This is a genomic window from Bradyrhizobium genosp. SA-4 str. CB756 (genome assembly GCF_000473125.1).
Classification (GTDB): domain Bacteria; phylum Pseudomonadota; class Alphaproteobacteria; order Rhizobiales; family Xanthobacteraceae; genus Bradyrhizobium; species Bradyrhizobium arachidis.
The window spans coordinates 232868-251716 of the sequence record NZ_KI421499.1 but is presented as its reverse complement, the minus strand read 5'-3'; the positions used below and the strand labels follow the sequence as shown (position 1 = coordinate 251716).

The 18849-nt window shown below is 65.1% G+C and carries 18 protein-coding genes; 5 read left to right on the top strand and 13 right to left on the bottom strand.

Features of this window, described 5'->3' with window-relative positions; genetic code table 11:
• Positions 1-9: 9 nt before the first annotated feature.
• Together BRAGE_RS0101250 and dctP are read right to left on the bottom strand one after the other, a co-directional pair.
• Positions 10-564 (bottom strand): TRAP transporter small permease, encoded by a 555-nt coding sequence (locus tag BRAGE_RS0101250; protein ID WP_027560843.1) that lies wholly within the window; start codon positions 562-564, stop codon positions 10-12.
• Positions 565-590: 26 nt separating this feature from the next.
• Positions 591-1616 carry a TRAP transporter substrate-binding protein DctP gene (dctP, locus tag BRAGE_RS0101245; RefSeq protein ID WP_027560844.1) on the bottom strand — a complete coding sequence of 342 codons (1026 nt, stop codon included), beginning with the start codon at positions 1614-1616 and terminating at the stop codon, positions 591-593.
• A gap of 228 nt (positions 1617-1844) precedes the next feature.
• Between dctP and BRAGE_RS0101240 the strand changes: the two genes are divergently transcribed.
• Genes BRAGE_RS0101240 through BRAGE_RS0101225 form a run of 4 tightly spaced genes read left to right on the top strand, consistent with a single transcriptional unit; the run spans position 1845 to position 5155 of the window.
• Positions 1845-3047: a CaiB/BaiF CoA transferase family protein gene (locus tag BRAGE_RS0101240; RefSeq protein WP_027560845.1), complete on the top strand. Its 1203-nt coding sequence runs from the start codon at positions 1845-1847 to the stop codon at positions 3045-3047.
• A gap of 16 nt (positions 3048-3063) precedes the next feature.
• Entirely contained in the window at positions 3064-3543 is a 480-nt protein-coding gene (locus BRAGE_RS0101235) for a MaoC family dehydratase (RefSeq protein ID WP_347336527.1), read from the top strand.
• Complete coding sequence (locus tag BRAGE_RS0101230; protein ID WP_027560847.1) at positions 3543-4394, top strand: HpcH/HpaI aldolase/citrate lyase family protein; 852 nt, start codon at positions 3543-3545, stop codon at positions 4392-4394. Before BRAGE_RS0101235 ends, BRAGE_RS0101230 begins: the two co-directional genes overlap by 1 nt.
• 17 nt (positions 4395-4411) lie before the next feature.
• Positions 4412-5155, top strand: coding sequence for an IclR family transcriptional regulator (locus tag BRAGE_RS0101225; protein WP_027560848.1), 744 nt, complete (start codon positions 4412-4414; stop codon positions 5153-5155).
• A gap of 223 nt (positions 5156-5378) precedes the next feature.
• On the opposite strand, the gene BRAGE_RS0101220 is transcribed toward BRAGE_RS0101225, so the two are convergent.
• From BRAGE_RS0101220 to BRAGE_RS0101170, 11 genes are all read right to left on the bottom strand, one after another.
• A complete protein-coding gene (locus BRAGE_RS0101220; RefSeq protein ID WP_035729270.1) occupies positions 5379-5795 on the bottom strand; it encodes a hypothetical protein in 417 nt (138 codons plus the stop codon).
• 117 nt (positions 5796-5912) lie between these two features.
• Complete coding sequence (locus tag BRAGE_RS0101215; RefSeq protein ID WP_027560850.1) at positions 5913-6695, bottom strand: transporter substrate-binding domain-containing protein; 783 nt, start codon at positions 6693-6695, stop codon at positions 5913-5915.
• A gap of 35 nt (positions 6696-6730) precedes the next feature.
• Entirely contained in the window at positions 6731-7522 is a 792-nt protein-coding gene (locus BRAGE_RS0101210) for a fumarylacetoacetate hydrolase family protein (protein WP_027560851.1), read from the bottom strand.
• A 59-nt stretch (positions 7523-7581) separates the two neighbouring features.
• A complete protein-coding gene (locus BRAGE_RS0101205) occupies positions 7582-9741 on the bottom strand; it encodes a carboxypeptidase-like regulatory domain-containing protein (protein WP_027560852.1) in 2160 nt (719 codons plus the stop codon).
• A gap of 63 nt (positions 9742-9804) precedes the next feature.
• A complete protein-coding gene (locus tag BRAGE_RS0101200; protein ID WP_027560853.1) occupies positions 9805-10623 on the bottom strand; it encodes an alpha/beta fold hydrolase in 819 nt (272 codons plus the stop codon).
• Positions 10623-11411 (bottom strand): SDR family NAD(P)-dependent oxidoreductase, encoded by a 789-nt coding sequence (locus BRAGE_RS0101195; RefSeq protein WP_027560854.1) that lies wholly within the window; start codon positions 11409-11411, stop codon positions 10623-10625. Before BRAGE_RS0101195 ends, BRAGE_RS0101200 begins: the two co-directional genes overlap by 1 nt.
• A 9-nt stretch (positions 11412-11420) precedes the next feature.
• Positions 11421-12392 carry a Bug family tripartite tricarboxylate transporter substrate binding protein gene (locus tag BRAGE_RS0101190; protein WP_027560855.1) on the bottom strand — a complete coding sequence of 324 codons (972 nt, stop codon included), beginning with the start codon at positions 12390-12392 and terminating at the stop codon, positions 11421-11423.
• Between the two features lie 40 nt (positions 12393-12432).
• On the bottom strand, positions 12433-13869 hold the full coding sequence (locus BRAGE_RS0101185) for an MmgE/PrpD family protein (RefSeq protein WP_027560856.1): 1437 nt from the start codon (positions 13867-13869) through the stop codon (positions 12433-12435).
• A 14-nt stretch (positions 13870-13883) separates the two neighbouring features.
• Positions 13884-15338, bottom strand: coding sequence for an MmgE/PrpD family protein (locus BRAGE_RS0101180; protein WP_027560857.1), 1455 nt, complete (start codon positions 15336-15338; stop codon positions 13884-13886).
• Positions 15328-16362, bottom strand: coding sequence for a PdxA family dehydrogenase (locus BRAGE_RS0101175; RefSeq protein ID WP_027560858.1), 1035 nt, complete (start codon positions 16360-16362; stop codon positions 15328-15330). The genes BRAGE_RS0101180 and BRAGE_RS0101175 overlap by 11 nt, the downstream gene beginning before the upstream one ends.
• 18 nt (positions 16363-16380) lie before the next feature.
• Positions 16381-17694, bottom strand: a complete 1314-nt coding sequence (locus BRAGE_RS0101170; RefSeq protein WP_027560859.1) for a cation:dicarboxylate symporter family transporter — start codon at positions 17692-17694, stop codon at positions 16381-16383.
• Positions 17695-17831: 137 nt separating this feature from the next.
• Between BRAGE_RS0101170 and BRAGE_RS0101165 the strand changes: the two genes are divergently transcribed.
• Positions 17832-18815, top strand: a complete 984-nt coding sequence (locus BRAGE_RS0101165; protein ID WP_027560860.1) for a LysR family transcriptional regulator — start codon at positions 17832-17834, stop codon at positions 18813-18815.
• Positions 18816-18849: the final 34 nt, after the last annotated feature.

Genomic DNA, 18849 nt, shown 5'->3' with positions numbered 1-18849 from the left:
GGCCTGCCGTTACTCGAAGCTGCGTGCTTCGCCGACGCCGGTCACCGGCGGCAGCGGATAGAGATCGCGGCCGCTGACGAGGCTCAGCACATTGCCGACGAGCTGAAGCACCAGCCGCAGCACCAGCACGCCGCAGCCGAACGGCACCAGCGCCGCCGAGATCCAGGTCGGCCAGGGGATCGCACCCGAGAGCACGTCGTGCTGCTCGTAATTCTCCAGAGCACGCTCGAAGCCGACCTTGCAGATCAGGATGAACACGAACAGGCCGGCGAGCGCCGTGACGATCTCGGACAGCCGCCGCCCCGTCGGCGAGAACCTCGACAGCAGGATGTCGACGCCGACATGGGCATGCTCGCGCAGGCCGTCAGAGAGCGTGAAGAAGAACACGCCGGCGAGCAGATAGAGCCCGATCAGGTCGTAGGTGAAGGCAAACGGGCTGTTCAGCGCATAGCGCATGAACACGTCGGTCACCACCAGCAGCATGATCACGAACAGGAACACCACCGCGATCACCGTCAGCGCGCGCTCCAGCGCGCCGAGCACTTGCCCCGCCCGTTCGATCACTTCGCGCCTCCCTCTTCGTTTTGGGATTACTTGCTGCCCGCGGCGAGCAAGTCGTCGAACTCCTTCAACGCGGCAGAAGCCTGCTTGCCGCGGCTGTCGAGCCCGCTCGCCCACTCCTTGCCGACACCCTTGAGCTTGTCCTTGATCTCGGCGCGCGTCGCCTCCGGCAGCGGATCGAAGCTGACACCTTCGTCCTGCATGTGCTTCTTGGTGACTTCGCCTTCCTTGTCGACGTCGGCACAGGCTTTTGGCGTGATCGCCTCCGAGGCCTCGTTCATCGCCTTCTTCACGTCGTCGGGCAGCTTGTCCCAGACCGACTGGTTGATCGAGTAAGCGACGATGAAGCTGCCGAAGCTGACGCCTTCGGTGGCGTGCTTGACCAGCTTGTCGAGGCCGTAGGACACGACGCTGTCGAGCGGGAACAAGAGACCATCCATGGTGCCGCGCGACAGCGACTCATAGGCATCGGGCGCGGCCATGCGCACCGGCACGGCATTGAGTGCACGCAGCGTCAGATCCTGCGCGCCGCCCGTGGTGCGCAGCTTCAGGCCCTGCATATCCTTGGTGGTATCCACCTTCGACTTGACGGTCCACACCTGATAGGGCGGCAGCACCACGGCCATCAGCAGCTTGATCTTGTTCGGCGCGTATTCCTGTTTGGCCAAGATGCCTTCGCGCGCGGTCTTCCAGTAAGCGAGCGTGCCCTGGCAGCTGGTCGCGAACGCGCCTGGCAATTGCGCGACTTCCGACAGCGGCATCTTGTCGGAAACATAGGACGGCCCGATGTAGCCGATGTCGACCACGCCGGACTGTGTCAGGCGCAGCATGTCGGCGGCCTTGCCGATCTGCTGGTTCGGATAATAGGTGAAGGTCACCGCGCCATTGGTGCGCTTGGTGACGTCGTCCATCCAGGGCTTGAGCAGCAGGCGAACGAGGTAATGACCGGCGGGGAAAGAGTCGGCGACCTTCAGCTCGATCGCCTGCGCCGACATCGTCGAGACCGGCAGCGAAAGCGCGAGCGCGGCTGCAGCCCAGACCAGGTTCTTCTTCATTTGGTTCTCCTTGACGCGTCCCCACGCCGAAGGCGGCAGCGGTCTGCTGCGGCACCGTCCGGCCCTCACTCCATTTCTTGCTTGGGGAAAATGTACATATACGTGAATTTATCTGTCAAGTATATGAACTACGCATAGAGCTATGCGCCGCACGGGGACGGCGGCGAATTGACACCGACGATTTATGAATTCTAACTCCACATATGTGAATTCATTCAACGGGGACCTATGGGACCGCTCGCCGGCTTCACCATTCTCGACCTGACCTCGGTGCTGATGGGCCCCTACGGCACCCAGGTGCTGGCGGACATGGGCGCTGATGTCATCAAGGTCGAAAGCCCCGAGGGCGACATCGTTCGCCAGATCGGGCCGGGCCGCACGCCCGGCATGGGCGGGATGTTCCACAACGCCAATCGCGGCAAGCGCAGCATCGTGCTCGACCTCAAGAAGGCGAAAGGCCGCGACACGCTGCTGCGGCTGGCGAGGAGCGCCAACGCGCTCGTCTACAATGTACGTCCGCAGGCGATGGCGCGGCTCGGTCTCGACTATGAGACGCTGGCCGCGATCAATCCCGCCCTCGTCTATGTCGGCGCATTCGGCTACGGCCAGTCCGGCCCCTATGCGGCCAAGCCTGCCTATGACGATCTGATCCAGGGCGCCGCCACCATTCCGACGCTGTTAGCTGCCGCCGGCGACGGCACGCCGCGCTATGTCCCGGTCACCATCGCCGACCGCATCGTCGGGCTGATGATGGTCAATGCGATCATGGGCGGGCTGATGCACCAGCAGCGCACCGGCCAGGGCCAGCGCATCGACGTGCCGATGTTCGAATCCATGGCGGAATTCGTGCTGGTCGATCACCTCGGCGGTCTCACCTACAATCCGCCACTCGACCATGGCGGCTACGCCCGCCTGCTCTCGCGCTATCGCCGCCCCTACAAGACCAGCGACGGCTATCTCTGCGTGCTGATCTACAACGACAAGCACTGGCGCAGCTTCTTCGAGGCGATCGGGCAGCCGCATTTCCTGGAGCAGCCGCGCTTCGCCAACCACGCGGCGCGCACCAAGCATATCGACGAGATCTACGAGGAGATCGGCCAGATCTTCTTGACGCGCACGACGGCGGAATGGCGCGAGCTGCTCGAGCGCGCCGATATCCCGGTGATGCCGATGCATACGCTGGAAACCATCCTGGACGATCCGCACCTCAAGGCGACCGGCTTCTTCAGGACCGTCGATCACCCCGTTGAGGGGCGCATCCGCCAGATGCGGGTGCCCTCGACCTGGAGCGTGACCCAGCCGGAAGCCGCCGGTCCCGCGCCGACGCTCGGCCAGCACGGCCGCGACATTTTGCGCGAGGCCGGCTTCTCGACTGAGGAGATCGAGCAGCTCGCAGAGCAAAAAGCAGTTCACCTGGCCGCGCCGCCCTAAAGGCAGCGCGGGCCAAATCGCAAGACGCAGGGAGGAAACCGCGATGGCCGGACTTTATTTCGAAGACTTTTCGGTGGGCCAGGAGTTCAGGCATCCGCTGACCCGGACCGTCACGGAGATGGACAACACCATGTTCAGCCTGCTGACGCTCAACCCGCAGCCGCTGCATATCGACGCGCATTTCTCCGAAAAGACCGAATTCGGCCAGCGCATTTTCAACAGCCTTTACACCCTCGGCATCATGATCGGCATGACGGTCTATGATACGACCTTGGGTACCACCGTCGCCAATCTCGGCATGACCGACGTCACCTTTCCGAAACCGGTCTTCCATGGCGACACGTTGCGGGCGACGACAAAGGTGCTCTCGGTGCGGGAATCCAAATCGCGGCCCAAGGCCGGCATCGTCGAGTTCGAGCACCATGCTCTGAACCAGAACGATGACATCGTTGGCAGATGCCGCCGCATGGCGCTGATGCACAAGAGGCCGGTCTGATGCGTTCGATGCTGTTCGTGCCGGGCGATTCCCCGCGCAAATTCGAGAAGGCGAGCGAAGGCAAGGCCGACGCGCTGATCATCGATCTCGAGGATTCCGTCGTCACCGAGAAGAAGCCGGAGGCGCGCGGGCTCACGCTGGCGATGCTGAAGAGCCGTCCCGGCCCGCATCAGCTCTATGTCCGTGTCAACGCGCTCGACACCGGCATGACGCTTGCCGATCTCGCCGCGGTGATGCCGGGCAGACCCGACGGCATCGTGCTGCCGAAATCGCAAGGCGGCGACGACGTGCGGCAGATCGCGACCTGGCTCGAAGCTTTGGAAGCGGCATCCGGCATCACGGTCGGCGCGACGCGCATCGTCTGCGTTGCGACCGAGACCGCGAGTTCGATCTTCGGGCTCGGCAGCTACAAGGGCTGCTCCTCTCGCCTCGCCGGCTTGATGTGGGGCGCGGAAGATCTCTCCGCTTCGCTCGGTGCGACCGAAAAGGCCTCGGGCGGCGTGTTCCATAGCCCCTATCGCCTCGCGCGCGATCTTTGCCTGATGGCGGCCGCCGCGGCCGAGGTCGCACCGATCGACACCGTCTACACCGACATCGACAACCTCGCGGGCCTCGAGCAGGAAACGCGCGCGGCGCGGCGCGACGGGTTTTCGGCGAAGGCGCTGATCCATCCCAAGCATGTCGACGTCGTCAACGCGGCGTTCGAACCAACCGAGGCCGAGCGCAGCTGGGCGGAGAAGGTGATCGCGGCATTCGCCAGCAATCCCAACTCCGGCACGCTGCGGCTCGACGGCCAGATGATCGACAAGCCGCATCTTCGCGCCGCGAAGAAGATCCTCGGCCAGCCCTAGCAGGACGCAGCGCCACCATGATCGTTCGCCAAGCCGCAAACGTCCTGGAGATCATGGAATTCTTCGCGCAAACGAGGAAGCCGGCGACGCTTGCCGAGATCGCCGATCATTTCGGCTGGCCGCGCTCGTCGACCTTCAACCTGCTCGCGACGCTGTCGGAGAAAGGCTATCTCTACGAGCCGCGGCCGCGCGCCGGCTTCTATCCGACGCCGCGGTGGCTGGCGATGGCGCGGATGATCTCGGAGGTCGAGCCGCTGCCGCCGTGGACGCATCAGCTGATTGCCGATCTCTCTGCCGAGACCGGCGAGACCGCCTCGATCGTGGCGCCGGCTGGCGTGATGGCGGTGTTCATCGACGTCGTCGAGTCCAAGGCCGCGATCCGCTATTTCGCGACCATCGGCCACCGCGTGCCGATCCACGCCACCGCGAGCGGCCGCGCGCTGCTGCTGCAATATTCGCAGGAAGAGCGCGACTCCGTCTATCGCAAGATCGAGTTCAAGCAGTACGGCCCCTCGACGCCGATCAGCATCGAGGCCGTCGAGACCGAGCTGCGCAACTCGATCTCGCGCGGTTACTGCCAGAGTTTTGCGGACTACAGCCGCGACCTCGCCGGCGCGGCGATCCCGCTGCCGATCGGCGATCGCAGGCTTTCGGTCGTCGTTGCGGGACCGGAGTTTCGGATTGGGCCGAAGGTGCCGGAGGTTGCCGCGCTGATCGCGCGGACGGTCGACCGGCTGCGGCCGAAGACCACCGCGGCTTAGATTTTTTTTGAATTGAATCAAACTGCGACCGCATCGGCAGTGCGCCCCCTCGCCCCGTTCTTACGGGGGCGCGACGAGCTTCGCTCGCGCTGAGAGGTTTGGGGTCAGGGGCCTCTCTCCACACGAGAAATCGTCGAAAGACCTGTACCCCCTCACCCGAATTCGATCTGCGATCGAATTCGACCTCTCCCCGCAGGCGGGGAGAGGTGAAGCCGCGCCAGCCTTAATCGAAGCCCTGAACGGGCGGCGTCGTGGTCTCTGCCGGCGCCGCAGGCGCAGCTTGAGCCGGCTGCACCGCCGGAGCGGCTTGCACCGGCGGATTGCTTGCAGCTCTCATCTGACCGCTGGCTTCCATCGCCTGGCGCGTGCGCGGCGGAGCGGTGGTCGCAGCCACCGGGGTCGCCTCGCGTCGTGACGGCGGCCGATGTCTTGCTGACCGCGAACCTTTCACGCCCCATGACCGCGCGATCGAAGGTCCTGCGGTATAGCCGATCACCGCGCCCGCGACGGCACCGACCGGGCCGAGCACGACGGCGCCGGACACGGCGCCTATCGCCGCAGACCCCGCGCGCTCCTGCGCAACGGCGCTTGCCGGCACGCCGGCCAGCAGCACGATGGCAGTGATCAAAGCTTTGTTCATCGGAGCGCCTCCCTCACGGGAGATCACTCTTATGCAAATATGGCCTCAGCAGGTTTGTCCGTGGCCCAATACGGGGCAATCGCGGATGGAACTCCGGCAATTCAGAGGCTGCACACGCTAGGGCGCTACCTTGTCGCCAGTAAATCCGTTGCCGTCGAGCGCGCGACGGACCGTGCCATCCGCCTTGGCCTCATCCAGGAAATGCGCGGCCCAGACTTTTGCTGCGGCCTTGCCCTTGGGAACAACGACGACAACACCGGTCGACTGAATCACCTCGTCCAGTACTTTGGTACCGGGCAGCTTTCGCGACAGATCCTCCAACGCGCCCATACCCATCGCCAGCGCATCGAGCTCGCCCTTGCCGATCAGCTCAGCCGCCTCTTCCGGCTTCACGAACTTGGTCAGCTTGGCCTGCTTGAGCGACTTCTCGACCGTGCGTGACGTCGAGGTCCCCTCGACGCAGCCGACCCGCATGCCGGCGCGATCGACATCCGCGACGGAGCGGATGTCCGATCCGGCGCGAATGAGATAGCCGCTCATATAGGCGACGTAGGCAGGGCCCTGATCCACGAACTGCTCGCGCTTGACGTCCGCGGGCATGAAGGAGAGATCCCAGACGTCCTTGCTGCTCGCGGCGGCAATCTCGTCGGAGCTTTGGTATTCGACGAGCTGCAGCGGAACGTGCAGCTTGTCGGCGGCGGCCTTGGCGAGCTCGACGGTGACGCCGCGCGGCTTGCCCGTCGAAGGATCGCGCGTCGTCCAGAACGCAGAGGCGGCGGGACCGACGGCCACCGCCACGCGCAGCATTCCTGTGGGTGCGACGTCGCTGGGACCTTCGGCCTTTGCAATCGCGACAGCAAAGGCGAGGCTCAACGTGGCGATCACGGCATGTCGCAACATGTGCACCTCCGGGCGCAAAAGATCGACTAAATCGATTAGACGATCTTGATCGACATATCAGGCAAGCCCTCGAGCTTGCACAGCAGCACGTCGCCCTTCACCACCGGGCCGACATTCTCCGGCGTGCCGGAATAGATGATGTCGCCGGCCTTGAGCTCGAACGCTTCCGACAGCTTCGCGATCTGCTCGGCGACGCTCCAGATCATCTTGCTGAGATCCGAGCTCTGTTTCACCGTGCCGTTGATCGCGAGCGAGATCGCGCCCTTCTCGAAATGGCCGGTCTTGCTGGCGGGATGGATCGGGCCGATCACCGCGGCGTGGTCGAAGCTCTTGCCGATCTCCCAGGGCTTCTTCTCGGCGGCCATGCCGTTCTGGAGATCGCGCCGGGTCATGTCGAGGCCGAGCGCGTAGCCGTAGACATGCTCGAGCGCCTTGTCGGCCGGGATGTTGGTGCCGCCGGATTTCAGCGCGGCGACCAGCTCGACCTCGTGATGATAGTTCTTGGTCAGCGAGGGATAGGGGTGGTCGGCGACCTCGCCGATCGCGACGTTCTGGATCGCATCGGTCGGCTTCTGGAAGAAGAACGGCGGCTCGCGGTTCGGATCGGAGCCGCGCTCGATCGCGTGCGCGGCATAGTTGCGGCCGATGCAATAGATGCGGCGGACCTGGAACACCTGGGTTTCGCCGACGATCGGGATCGTCACCATCGGCACCGCGAACATCGGCTTCGGTCCGGCCTGCGCCGCGGCAGGCGCGGTCTCAGCGAGGCCCGCCGCGGTCATCGCGGCTGCGGCCGTGAGCACGTTACGTCGTGAGGTCTTGGTCATCGTCATATTTCCTGGCTTGGGCATTCGTTTCCTGCGTGGCTATTCATAGGGCGAAACACTCAATGGGCCAATGGATCGGGCCGCATCTGCACCTTGTAGACTTTTGGCGAGGACTCCTTGCCGCCCTCCCCGTGGAAGCTCGCGCGCGTTCCGGTCGTGCTCCAGAGGCCGCGGCCCTTCCAGCCGGTATTGGGGTCATCGATCCGGCCGTCGACGTTCTTGGTGAAGAAGCCGAGCGGATAGGGATTGCGCAGGTTCACCAGCTCGCCGTTGACCAGTGCCAGCAGCGACTCGCTGCCGTTGGCGCTTGCGATCGGCACGTTGGCGCCGAGGCCGAACGTGTTGTAGCGATCCACCCAGACGTAATAGGCATGATTGGCGCTGCCGCTGCTATCGAGACCCTTGAACTGCGGCCCGGGCATGCGCCACGTCTTCCAACCTTCCGGACATTGCTTGCCGTCCGCGGTCGTCGGTCCGTTCAACGGACCCTTGCAGAGCTTGCGATCAAAGCTCGCGAGATGTCCGCTGGACAATACTGTCCAAACCACACCGTCGATGCCGATGTCGAGACCGCGCGGACCGAACGTGCCCTCCGGCGGCTGGTACACTTCGGACAATGCGGTGTTAGCGGGATCCGGCCCGGGCGTGACGCGCACGATGTAGCCGGGCTGGTCGATGCGGGAGAAGCCGCGATCCATCGCCTGGCCCCAGATCGCGTCGTCGACCGGGCTCGGCATGATGCCGTAGAAGGAAGCCGCGATGCGCTTGTCCTTGGCCGGATCGACCGGGTCCTTGTGCTCGACATAGGCATCGCGCTTGCCATTGCCGTTGGTGTCGATGATCAGCGGCGTCCAGCCCTGCGATTTTACGTCATCGAGAGTCTCGCGGTACAGCCTGGTGTTGAGCCACCCGACGAGTCCCCCTCCGAGGCCGGGGCCGCCGGAGCTGGTCCACAGCGTTTGGTTGGCATCATCGTCGAAATAAAGATGATGGGTGGTGAAGCAGGTGTTGATCAGGTCCCATTTGCCAGTCGCTGGATCGAACCGTGACAACTGGCGCAACGAGGTTGTCTGCGGCGCGACTTTCGCCGACGGCAAATCCGAGCCCTGTTTGCAGTAATCGGGATTGGCGGGCGGGCGCAGGCGCGCCGTAAACCAGACCTTACCCTGCTCGTCCATCATCACATTATGGATGCTGGTGTGCCCGTCCCAGATCGGTTCGTCGCCCCAATAGGCGGACGGTCCGCGCGGCGCGTCAGTCGAGGACGGCGTGTTCGGATCGAGATAGGGATGCTTGATGGTGCCCGCGACGTTCTTCACCGGATCTAGCGTCGGCACGAGATCGGAGCTCTCCTCCGACGATCCGTAGATCAGGCCATTTGCGTTCACGCGCGGGTCGCGCTTGTCGGTCGAGATCGCATCGTGCTGATAGCGCGTCGGCGCGGCCCAGTCCCACATCGTGAACACGACGTTGCGCTCGATGCCCTTGGGTCGCTCGGGCTTGGCGAACGGCAATTCGCCGGCCGCGATGCGGTCGGTCCATTTCGAGAAGAGATCATAGACCTTTTCCGGACCCATGCTGGCGAGCACCGTCGCCATGTATTCCTGGGCCTGGCCGGCCTGGGTGCGGACCGCCCACGCAGTATGGGAATCGTAGCCATCGGTGAACATTTTCGGGATTTCGCGGATGCCGCGCGTGCCGAGCGCGTGGCAGGACTGACACATGTTCTTGACCGTATCGACCCACTGGGCCTGCGACTTCATGGTCTCCGGCATCTTGTTGCCCTTGTCGCCGGTGCCGGGAAATTCCTCCGGCTTGGGGATGTCCAGCATCGAATACCAATACATGCCCGGATAGTTCTGCGCGTCCTGCTTCGGCGAAGCCGCAGCGGCCTTGAAGTCCAGCACCTTGCCCGGCCGGGTCTCCTGCTGGGCCGTGTCCTGCAAGCCGTAGCCGCGGACCCAGACCTTGTAGTTGGCGGCGGGAAGATCGGGAATGACGAACCGGCCCTGATCGTCGGTGACCACCACCTTGGCGTATTTGGTCGGCAGGTCTCTTGTCTCGGCAATCACCCAGACGCCGGCCTCGGCGCCTTTGTCGCCCATCACCTGGCCGCCGATGTCATTTGCGGAGATCTCGACATTTGCCGCCATGGCGGCGCCAGCGTGCAGCAGCGCGATCGCACTGACGCAGCCGGCAAGTGTTCGCCTCAAGCTCATCGTTCCTCCCTTTCGTTCTCATTCTCGTCCGGGCCTCTTGGCGGGCCTGTTCGGACCAGTTTCTCACGTCTTAAGTCGATCGAAGAACTCCCGAACTTTTCGCGCGCAGACGTCCGGATCGGTGGCCGCGACGTGATAGGAATCGCCGGGCAGCACTTCCAGCTTCGAGCCCGGAATCGTCTCCTGCCACGCCTTCACCGAGGCAACGTCGCCCAGACCCGAGCCGGTGGTGGTGATCACCAGCGCCGGACGCGTGATCGACGGAAGCTCGCCGGTGACGTCGACCGTCGGCACCATCTGGAGGAACGCCTCTAGCGTCGAGGCCTTGGTCTTCGACATCAGATTGATCCACCAGTCGAGCGCTGCGGGCGGCAGCGACGAGCCGAGCCGGCCGGCCGTCGTCTCGCGCACCCAGGCCTCCACGCCCTGCTCGCGGATCTGCTTGCGCCAGGTCGGCGCGCGCTCGTTGAACGAAGTCAGCGAGGCCGGCGCACCGACCGCGGCAACCGCAATCACGCGATCCGGGTGCTTTGCGGTGAGATGCATCGCCAGCGTGCCGCCGATCTTGCCCCCCACCAGGAAGACGCGATCGAGCTTCAGCGCGTCCAGCATCCGGATGATGTCGTCGCCGAGGCCTGCGAAGCGATAGACGTAATCGCCCTGCATCGGCGTCGAATCGCCATAGCCGCGCAGATCAGGCCGCACCACCAGATGATGCGTCGCGAAGTACGGTACCCAGCGGCGGAACGCCTCGCCGCTTTCGGCGAGCCCGTGCAGCATCACGACCGGCGGCTTGGTGTCCCAGGGCAGCAGATAATCGTCGATGCGAACTGCAAGCTCGCAATCCTCGCCGACACCGATCTTCCTGAGTTCGCTAGCCATCAGATACACCTCGTTCCACCGCCATCGACATTGATGCAGGTACCAGTAATGAAGGACGCGCGGTCTGAACAGAGGAACGCGACGATGCCGGATACTTCATGCGGCTGCCCGACTCGGCCGAGCGGCACCGAGGCGATCGCAGCGGCATTGGTCGCGCCCTGATCCTGCCCCGAGATCGCGGCTCCCTGCGAGATCAGGCTGTCCCAGCGATCGGTCTGCACCGGTCCGGGATTGACGCCGGTGACCAGCACATTGTCGGGCGCGCATTCCTCGGCGAGCGCCAGTGTGAAGTTGAGCAGCGCCGCGTTGACCGCGCCGCCCGCCATATAGGCCGCGCGGGGTTGATGCCCGCTGCGGCCGATGATGTTGATCACCCGGCCCCAGCGCCGGTCCCGCATTTCCGGCAGGACGTTACGCGCGCAACGCATATAACCGAGCAGTTTCAGCTCGATCGACTTGGCCCAGGTCGCATCCGGCGTCTCCGCGATCCGGCCCATCGGAGAGGCGCCGGCATTGTTGACGAGGATGTCGATACGGCCGAAGGCCTCGCGCGCGATGTCCATCGCGCGGGCGATATCGTCGGGCTTGGTCATGTCGCCGGCGCAGGCGATGACACGCTTGCCGGTGTCGCGCGATATCCCCTGCGCCGATGCGGCAAGCCGCTCCGCATCGCGCGCGACGATCACGACGTGCGCCTGCTCGCGCGAAAGCTCGGCGGCAATGGCACGGCCGATGCCGATGCTGCCGCCGGTCACGACGGCAACCTTGCCGCCCAGATTGAGATCCATGACGCTACCCTAATCCACCGTGGCGCCGGAGGCCTTGACGAGCTTGCCCCATTTCGCGGTTTCGTCCGTCATGAACTGCCCGAAGGCGGGACCGAAGACGGTGCCGGGCTCGGCCCCGAGCTCGGCCAGGCGCTTCTTGACGTCAGGCATCTTCAGAATCATCTCGAGCTCGCCGCTCAGCTTGGCGAGCGCAGGCTCAGGCGTCTTCGCCGGCGCCACCAATCCGAACCAGGACGAAGCCTCGAAGCCCGGAACGGTATCGGCGACCGTGGGCACGTCGGGCAACGCTTCCGCCCGCTTGGCACCTGCGACCGCGATCGCGTTGATGGCCTTGCCCTGAACCTGTGGCAGCACGGCCGGCATGTTGTCGAACATGAACGGGATCTGCCCTGCGAGCAGATCGTTCATCGCCGGCGCCGCGCCACGATAGGGCACGTGGACGATGTCGATGCCGGCCATGCTCTTGAGCAGCTCGCCGGCGAGATGGTTGGTCGAGCCGATGCCCGACGAGCCGAAATTCAGCGCGCCGGGCTTGGCCTTGGCCAATGCGATCAGCTCGCCGACATTCTTGGCGGGCACCGAGGGATTGACCACCAGCACGATCGGCACGGAGGCGATCAGCGCCACCGGCGCAAAGGCTCTGGCGGGATCGAACGGCAGCTTCTTGTAGAGCGAGCCGTTGATCGTCAGCGGCGGCGGCGCGGTCAGCAGCAGGGTGTAGCCGTCGGGCTCGGCGCTCGCGACCGCCTCGGCACCGATATTGCCGCCGGCGCCGCCGCGATTCTCCACTAGGAAAGTCTGGCCGTTCCGCTCGGTCAGCTTCTGCGCGACGATGCGGGCGATGATGTCGTTGGAGCCGCCGGCCGGGAACGGCACGATGATCTTGACGGGGCGGGAGGGATAATCCTGCGCAGCCGCAAGGCCGGAGACTAGGACGGCCGCGCAGGCGGCCAGAAAGGTGCGTCGCATGACCCCGCGCATGGGCATTTCCTCGATTGTTGTCTTGTTGTTGATTGTCTCGTCACGCCGTCAGCAATGGCCTCAACTTTGCGACGTCGTCAAGCCGTTCGAGACTGCCGATCTGCTCGATCAGCTTCTCGGACTTCTCGGCGCCCAGCACCGGCGTCATCAGGTCCCGCGTCTTCACCGCGACGGCTTCGGTGCTCAGCGGATTCTCCTTGGTGCCGGGCGGATATTTCGTGAAGTGCTCCACCTTCCTGCCATCGGTCAATGTCACCTCGACGACAGCGCCGCGCGGGGCGGCAGGATCCATCAGCGCCTTGTCGCCGGCCAGCGTCACCTTGGCGCGCTGCTCCAGGATTTTTGCATCACGCATCAGCGCGACGTCATGGCTGTCGTTGAACGACACCGCGCCCTTGACCAGCGCGACCGCGACGAGGTGCTGGCAATTGACGTCAGGCATCGCGCTGTCGCCCACGATCCCCATCGCATCGGTCGGCAGCTTGACCAGGATGCTACGGACGTTGTCTGGCGTGAGGCTGTGCTGCTTGCGCAAGGTCAGCGTCGCATCCAGCGGCGACTGGATGGGATAGCCGACCGAGAAGGTCTTGATCGCGGTCTCCGTGACATAGAAGCGCTTGCCGAGATCCTTCACCATCTCCTCCGGCTTCGGATCGGTCGAGAGCGCGATGAAGAGATTGTGGGTGCCGTCGAGGACGTCGTCGACCCCGGTCAGGCCATTCTTGACCATGTCGACGGCCATCACACCGTTGCGGGCGCCCATGCCGGCGAAGTCGAACGCCTTCTCGATGTGGTCGTGATCCTTCACCCAGCTCCACAGGCCGGAGACCTGCTGCGACGAATAGGAGATCGCATAGCGCATTCCCTTCTCGTCGAGCTGCGCCAGCGCCGCCGCCGCACCGAGTGCGCCGAAGGTCGAGGATGTCCCTTCCGCGCTCCGGTGCGAGCCGCGCACGAGATCGGGCCCCAGCGCCATCAGCAGGCGGCATGTCAGGTCGTAGCCGAGCGCGACCGCACGAATGACGTCCTGCCCGCTGCGATGCTCCCGCTCGCCGAATGCGAGCGCGGCGGGCACCACCGAGCATCCCGGATGCGCCTTGGTCACCGGCTCGAAATCGTCGGTCTCGTCGGCATGGGCGCACATCGCGTTCGCCAGCGCCGCGTTGACCGCCGTGGTGCGGAAATCCGAGCCGACCACGGAAGCCTGCGCGTCGCCGCCGAGCGTGCGGACATATTTCAGCGCCATCTCGCCCGGCTTCATCCGCGAGCCCGACACCATCGCGCCGAGCGTATCGAGAATGCGGTGCTTGCATTCGCGCAGCACCTGTTCGGGCAGCTCCTGGTCACGCGCGGCGACCATGTAGCGGGCGAGCTGCTCCGTCACGCCGGGACCGGCCGCGAAGGCCGCACGGCCGCCGGCGGCGGCCAGAGCGGCGACCGAGCCGGCGGATTGCAGGAAACGACGGCGTGACGGCATTGGCTTCTCCTCGATCAGACCGCGACCGACATCTTGGCGATCTCCGCCGCGCTCGGCAGGTTCTCGACATTCCAGCATGCGTCCATCACGCGCCGGATCGCGGCAGCGGGAATGACGCCGTCGGCGAGGTCGGAGAACTTGGTCTCGAGCTGCTTGTCGGTCATCGGCACCTCGACGCTGCCGATCGCGTGCTCAATGTAGCGGTTCAGCTTGCGGCCGTCCTTGAGCACGATGGTGAGATCGACCTGCTCCGGCTTGATGCCCGGTGTGATGACCGGATTGACCTTAGCCCGCAGCGCGACGACGGTCGGATCGGTCACCGCACGGTCGCTGAACTGCTTCTCGCCGCCGGCGCCCTCGACGATCGCCACCGCGACCGCGTGATAGATGCTGAACTTGCCTTCGAGACCCTGCTTCGGCGTCTTCTTGCCGGTGAGCTCCAGCACCAGCGGATGGACCTTGAGGTCGACGCGCTCGATCTGGTCCGCGGTCAGCTTGCTCTCGTTGCGGAGCTGGATCGCCGCATCGATCGCCGGATGCATGACGATGCCGCAGGCGAACGGCTTATAGGTGTTGAGCGCGGCCTCGTAGCGCTTGCCGAGGTCGCCCAAACTCTCGTTGTAGTCCTGCTTGGTGCTGATGGTGTTGGCCCAGCCGCGCTTGGCCTCGATCATGGCGTCGGAGGAGGTAAAGTTCTTCGAGGCCAGGATGGCCGCAAAGATGCCGCTGGAGGCGGCGCGGCCCGGATTGAAGCTCTTGTTCATCGAGCCGAAGGATTCGCGCAGGCCCACCGGCTGGGATGCGGCAAGACCGAGCGCCCAGGTCATTTGCTGCTCGTTCAGCTTGAGCAGCTTGCCGACGGCCGCGGCCGAGCCGAACACGCCGGCCGTGCCGGTGATGTGCCAGCCGACGTCATAATGGTTCGGGTAGACCGAGTTGCCGATCCGGCATTCGGTCTCGACGCCGAGCACCAGCGCGTTCAAAAACTCCCTGCCGGAGACCGGCTGCAGTTCCGACAGCGCGAGGATGGCCGACGCCACGGGGCCTGCGGGATGGATGATCGTCTTCAGATGGGTGTCGTCATAGTCGAAGATGTGGCTCGACACGCCGTTGATGAAAGCCGCGTTCATGATGTCGAACCGCTCCCGCCGGCCGAACAGTGAGGCCTGCTGCGGCCCCGAGAACGGGCCGAGCGCGGACACCGCGATATCGACCGTCTCATGGTGCGAGCCGCCGATGGCGACGCCGACCCAGTTGAGCAGCGTGCGCACGCCTTCTTTTCGAACATTGGCCGGCAGGTCGTCATAGCTTGCGGTAACGAGATAATGCGCCAATGCGCGCGTCACCTCCTTGGGCGGGGAGGCCGCGGGCGCAGCGGCCGGAGCCTGAGCGAAAGCGACATTGGTGCCGGCGGCGGCGAGCGGCAGCGCGGCTGCCGCCTGGAGCAGCGTCCTGCGATCAGTGTGCATAGGCAGCCTCCTTGACCTTGATCGAGACCAGCTGCGCCGCGAGGCGAACAGCGCTTTCGAGCGCGCCGGTCTTGGCGATACCCGTGCCGACGATGTCGAACGCGGTGCCGTGCGACGGGGTGGTGAACACGGTCTCCAGCCCCGCGGTGACGGTGACGCCGCGGTTGAAGCCGCGCAGCTTGGTCGCGATCTGGCCCTGGTCGTGATACATCGCGACCACGCTGTCGAACTCACCGGCGAAGGCGCGGATATAGACGGTGTCGGCGGGATAAGGCCCGGTGCAGGCGATGCCGGTCTTGGCGGCGGCCTCGACCGTGGGACGGATCATCTCGATCTCGTCGCGGCCGAACAGGCCGTTCTCGCCGGCATGCGGATTGAGCGCCGCGACCGCGATGCGCGGCTTGGCGACGCCAGCCCTCTTCATCATGCGATCGACCAGCTCGATCGCATCTGTGATGCTGGCCGGGTTGATGCCGTCGAGCGCCTCGCGCAAGGACTGATGCCCGGTGACGCGCGACATCCACTGGCCGTCCAGCACGTTCATCTCGGAGAAGTAACTGGTGTGACCGAGCAGGCTCGCGAACATCTTGTGCTCGTCGGGGAACTTCCAGCCGCCGTCGAACATCGCGCGCTTGTTGAGCGGCGCAAAGGTGATGGCATCGACCTCGCCGTCCTTGGAGAAATCGATCGCGCGCGACAGCGTCTCGCCCGTCAGCCGGCCGGATTCGGCGCTGGCCTTGCCGATCAGGAACTTTGCGGGATCGGTATTGCCCAAGTCGACGAGCTGCACCGTGCCGCGGCCCCAATTGGCGGCTTTGGGCGATGAGATCCGCTCGATCTTCAGCTTCACGCCGGCATGCTCCATGCCCATCTCGAGCACGCGGGCATCGCCGACTACGACGAGGCGCGCGGCGTCCGCAAGCCTGTCATCGGAGAGGATGCGCGCGACCTGTTCGGGGCCAATGCCGGTGCAGTCGCCCGGCGTCAGCGCGATGACGGGCAGTTGATTGGTGTTGGTAGCCATACTGAAGACCTTGGATCCTTACTTCACTGTTTGGATTTGAGCGGCGGACTGAGCCCAGTCGTCGCGGTTGAATTCGCCATCCCATTTCGCGACCACGATGGCGGCGACGGCATTGCCGATCGTGTTGGTGATGGCGCGGGCCAGCGACATGAAACGGTCGATGCCGAGCAGCAGCGCCAGCCCTTCCGCCGGCAGCCCGGCCGCGACCACGGTCGCCGCGAGCGCTGCGAACGCACCGCCGGTGACGCCGGCCGCGCCCTTGCTGGTGAACAGCATCACAACGAACAGGCTGAGCTGCTGCGCGGCCGTCAGCTCGATGCCGTAGACCTGGGCGACGAAGATGGTCGAGAGCGGCAGCGTCAGCGCGACGCCGTCGAGATTGAAGGAATAGCCGGAGGGAATGACGAGGCCCGCCACAGCGCGCCCGACGCCGGCCTTCGGCAGCTTCTCCATCATGCCGGGGATGGCGGTTTCTGACGACGAGGTGCCCAGCACGACCAGCAGCTCGGTGCGGAGCAGGCGCAGCAGGTCCATCAGGCGAATGCCGGCGAGGCGGCAGATGGTGCCGAGGATGACGAAGATGAAGAACGCCATCATCGCCCAGGCGGTGCCGACCAGCAGTGCGAGCGCATAGAGGGTGGCGGCGCCGAATTTTGCGACCGTGAACGCCATGGCGCCGAACGCGCCGATCGGGGCCAGCGCCACCACGACATGAACGACGCTGAAGACCAGCTCGGTCACGCGTTCCAGGCCGGTGCGCAGCGGCGCGGCCTTGTCGCCGAGCAGCAGGAGGCCGATGCCGCACAGAAGCGCGAGCACGAGAACCTGGAGCACATCGCCGGCCGCGAACGCGCCGACGAAGCTTTCCGGGATCATGTGCTGGATGTAGGCGGACAGCGATCCAACATGGGCCTGCTGATAGCGCGCAACGGTCTCGGCCTGCTGCGCGGTGGCGTGCGCGACGCCCGCGCCGGGCTGCACCCAGCGCACCACGACGAAGCTGATCAGCAGGCACAGGGTCGTCACGGCTTCGAAATAGACGAAGGCCTTGAGCCCGATGCGGCCCACCGCCTTCATGTCGCCGACCTGCGCGATGCCGGTGACCACGACCAGGAAGATCAACGGCGCGATCGTCATCTTGATCAGCGAGATGAAGGCATCGCCGAGCGGCTTGAAGTCGACGGCAACGCTCGGAGCCAGGAAGCCGAACAGCGCGCCGAGCGCGGCGCCGGCGACCACCAGGACATATGGCTCGCGCCAGAGCGGCTTGCGGCGGCGTTCGGAAACCGGGGTCGACAGCGGCTCAGACAGCGGCGTTGCGGCAATCTGCAATTTCGTTTCCTCCAACGGCATCTTCGCGCCATGCAGGGATGGCGCTTTGTTCTTGTCTTGCTATGCCGTTTACATTGGACCAGCGGCGTGGCAGGCGCTAATGCCGTATCGGTATGATTTGAGGACAAAACGTTATTATGGACCTGATCTGGCTGGAGGACTTCCTTGCCATCGCCGAGGAGGGCGGGTTCTCCCGCGCCGCCGAGCGACGGCATGTGACCCAGCCGGCGCTGAGCCGCCGCATCAGGTCGCTCGAGGAGTGGCTGGGCACGCCGCTGTTCGAGCGCTCGACCCACACGATCACGCTCACCGCCGCCGGCGAGAGTTTTCGTCCCGTCGCGGAGGATGTGCTGCGCCGGATTCTGGTCGGACGCGAGGAGGCGCTCGAGGTGGCGCGGCTGAAAGCCGAGACCATCACCTTCGCGGCCACGCATTCGCTGTCGCAGGCCTTCTTTCCGGAATGGATCCGCAACTCCGACGGCGCTCGGGCCGGCTCGGCCGTGCAGCTCGTCGCTTCCAATTTTGCCGGCTGCGAAAAACTGCTGCTGGATGCGCAGGCGCATTTCATGCTGGCGCACTACCATCCCTCGTTGGTGAGCCGGCTCGACATGGACCGCTTCCAGCGCATCGATCTCACCACCGACATTCTGATCCCGATCAGCGCGCCGGCCGCCAAATCTGGAACCACCAAGTCTGGCCGTAACGGACGCAGCGGCAAGAAGGCCCAAGCCCGCTACGCCCTGCCCGGCGCATCCGGCGCGCCGCTGCCCTATCTCGCCTACCACCCCGGCTCGGGCGTGGGCCGGCTCGTCACCTCGTTCCTGGCGACGAAGGATCCGGCGGCCTGGCTCGTCCCGGGCTTCGCCGCGCCGGTGATGCTGCTGGTCGACATGGCACGCGAAGGACGCGGCGTGACGTGGGCGCCGATGAGCCTCGTCCGCGCCGATCTCGACAGCGGCCGCCTATTGCGCGCCGGCGGCGCTGAATGGGACATTCCGATCAGCGTCTCGCTGTTCCGCACGCGGGCCCGCATGACCCGGGCGGCCGAGAACTTCTGGAGCGCGGTGCGCAAGGGCCGGCCCGGCGGGAAATCCATCTCGGCCGCGCCGCGGACAAGGTGACGGCGCCTCTAATCAAGTCGACTGTTAAGCTGTT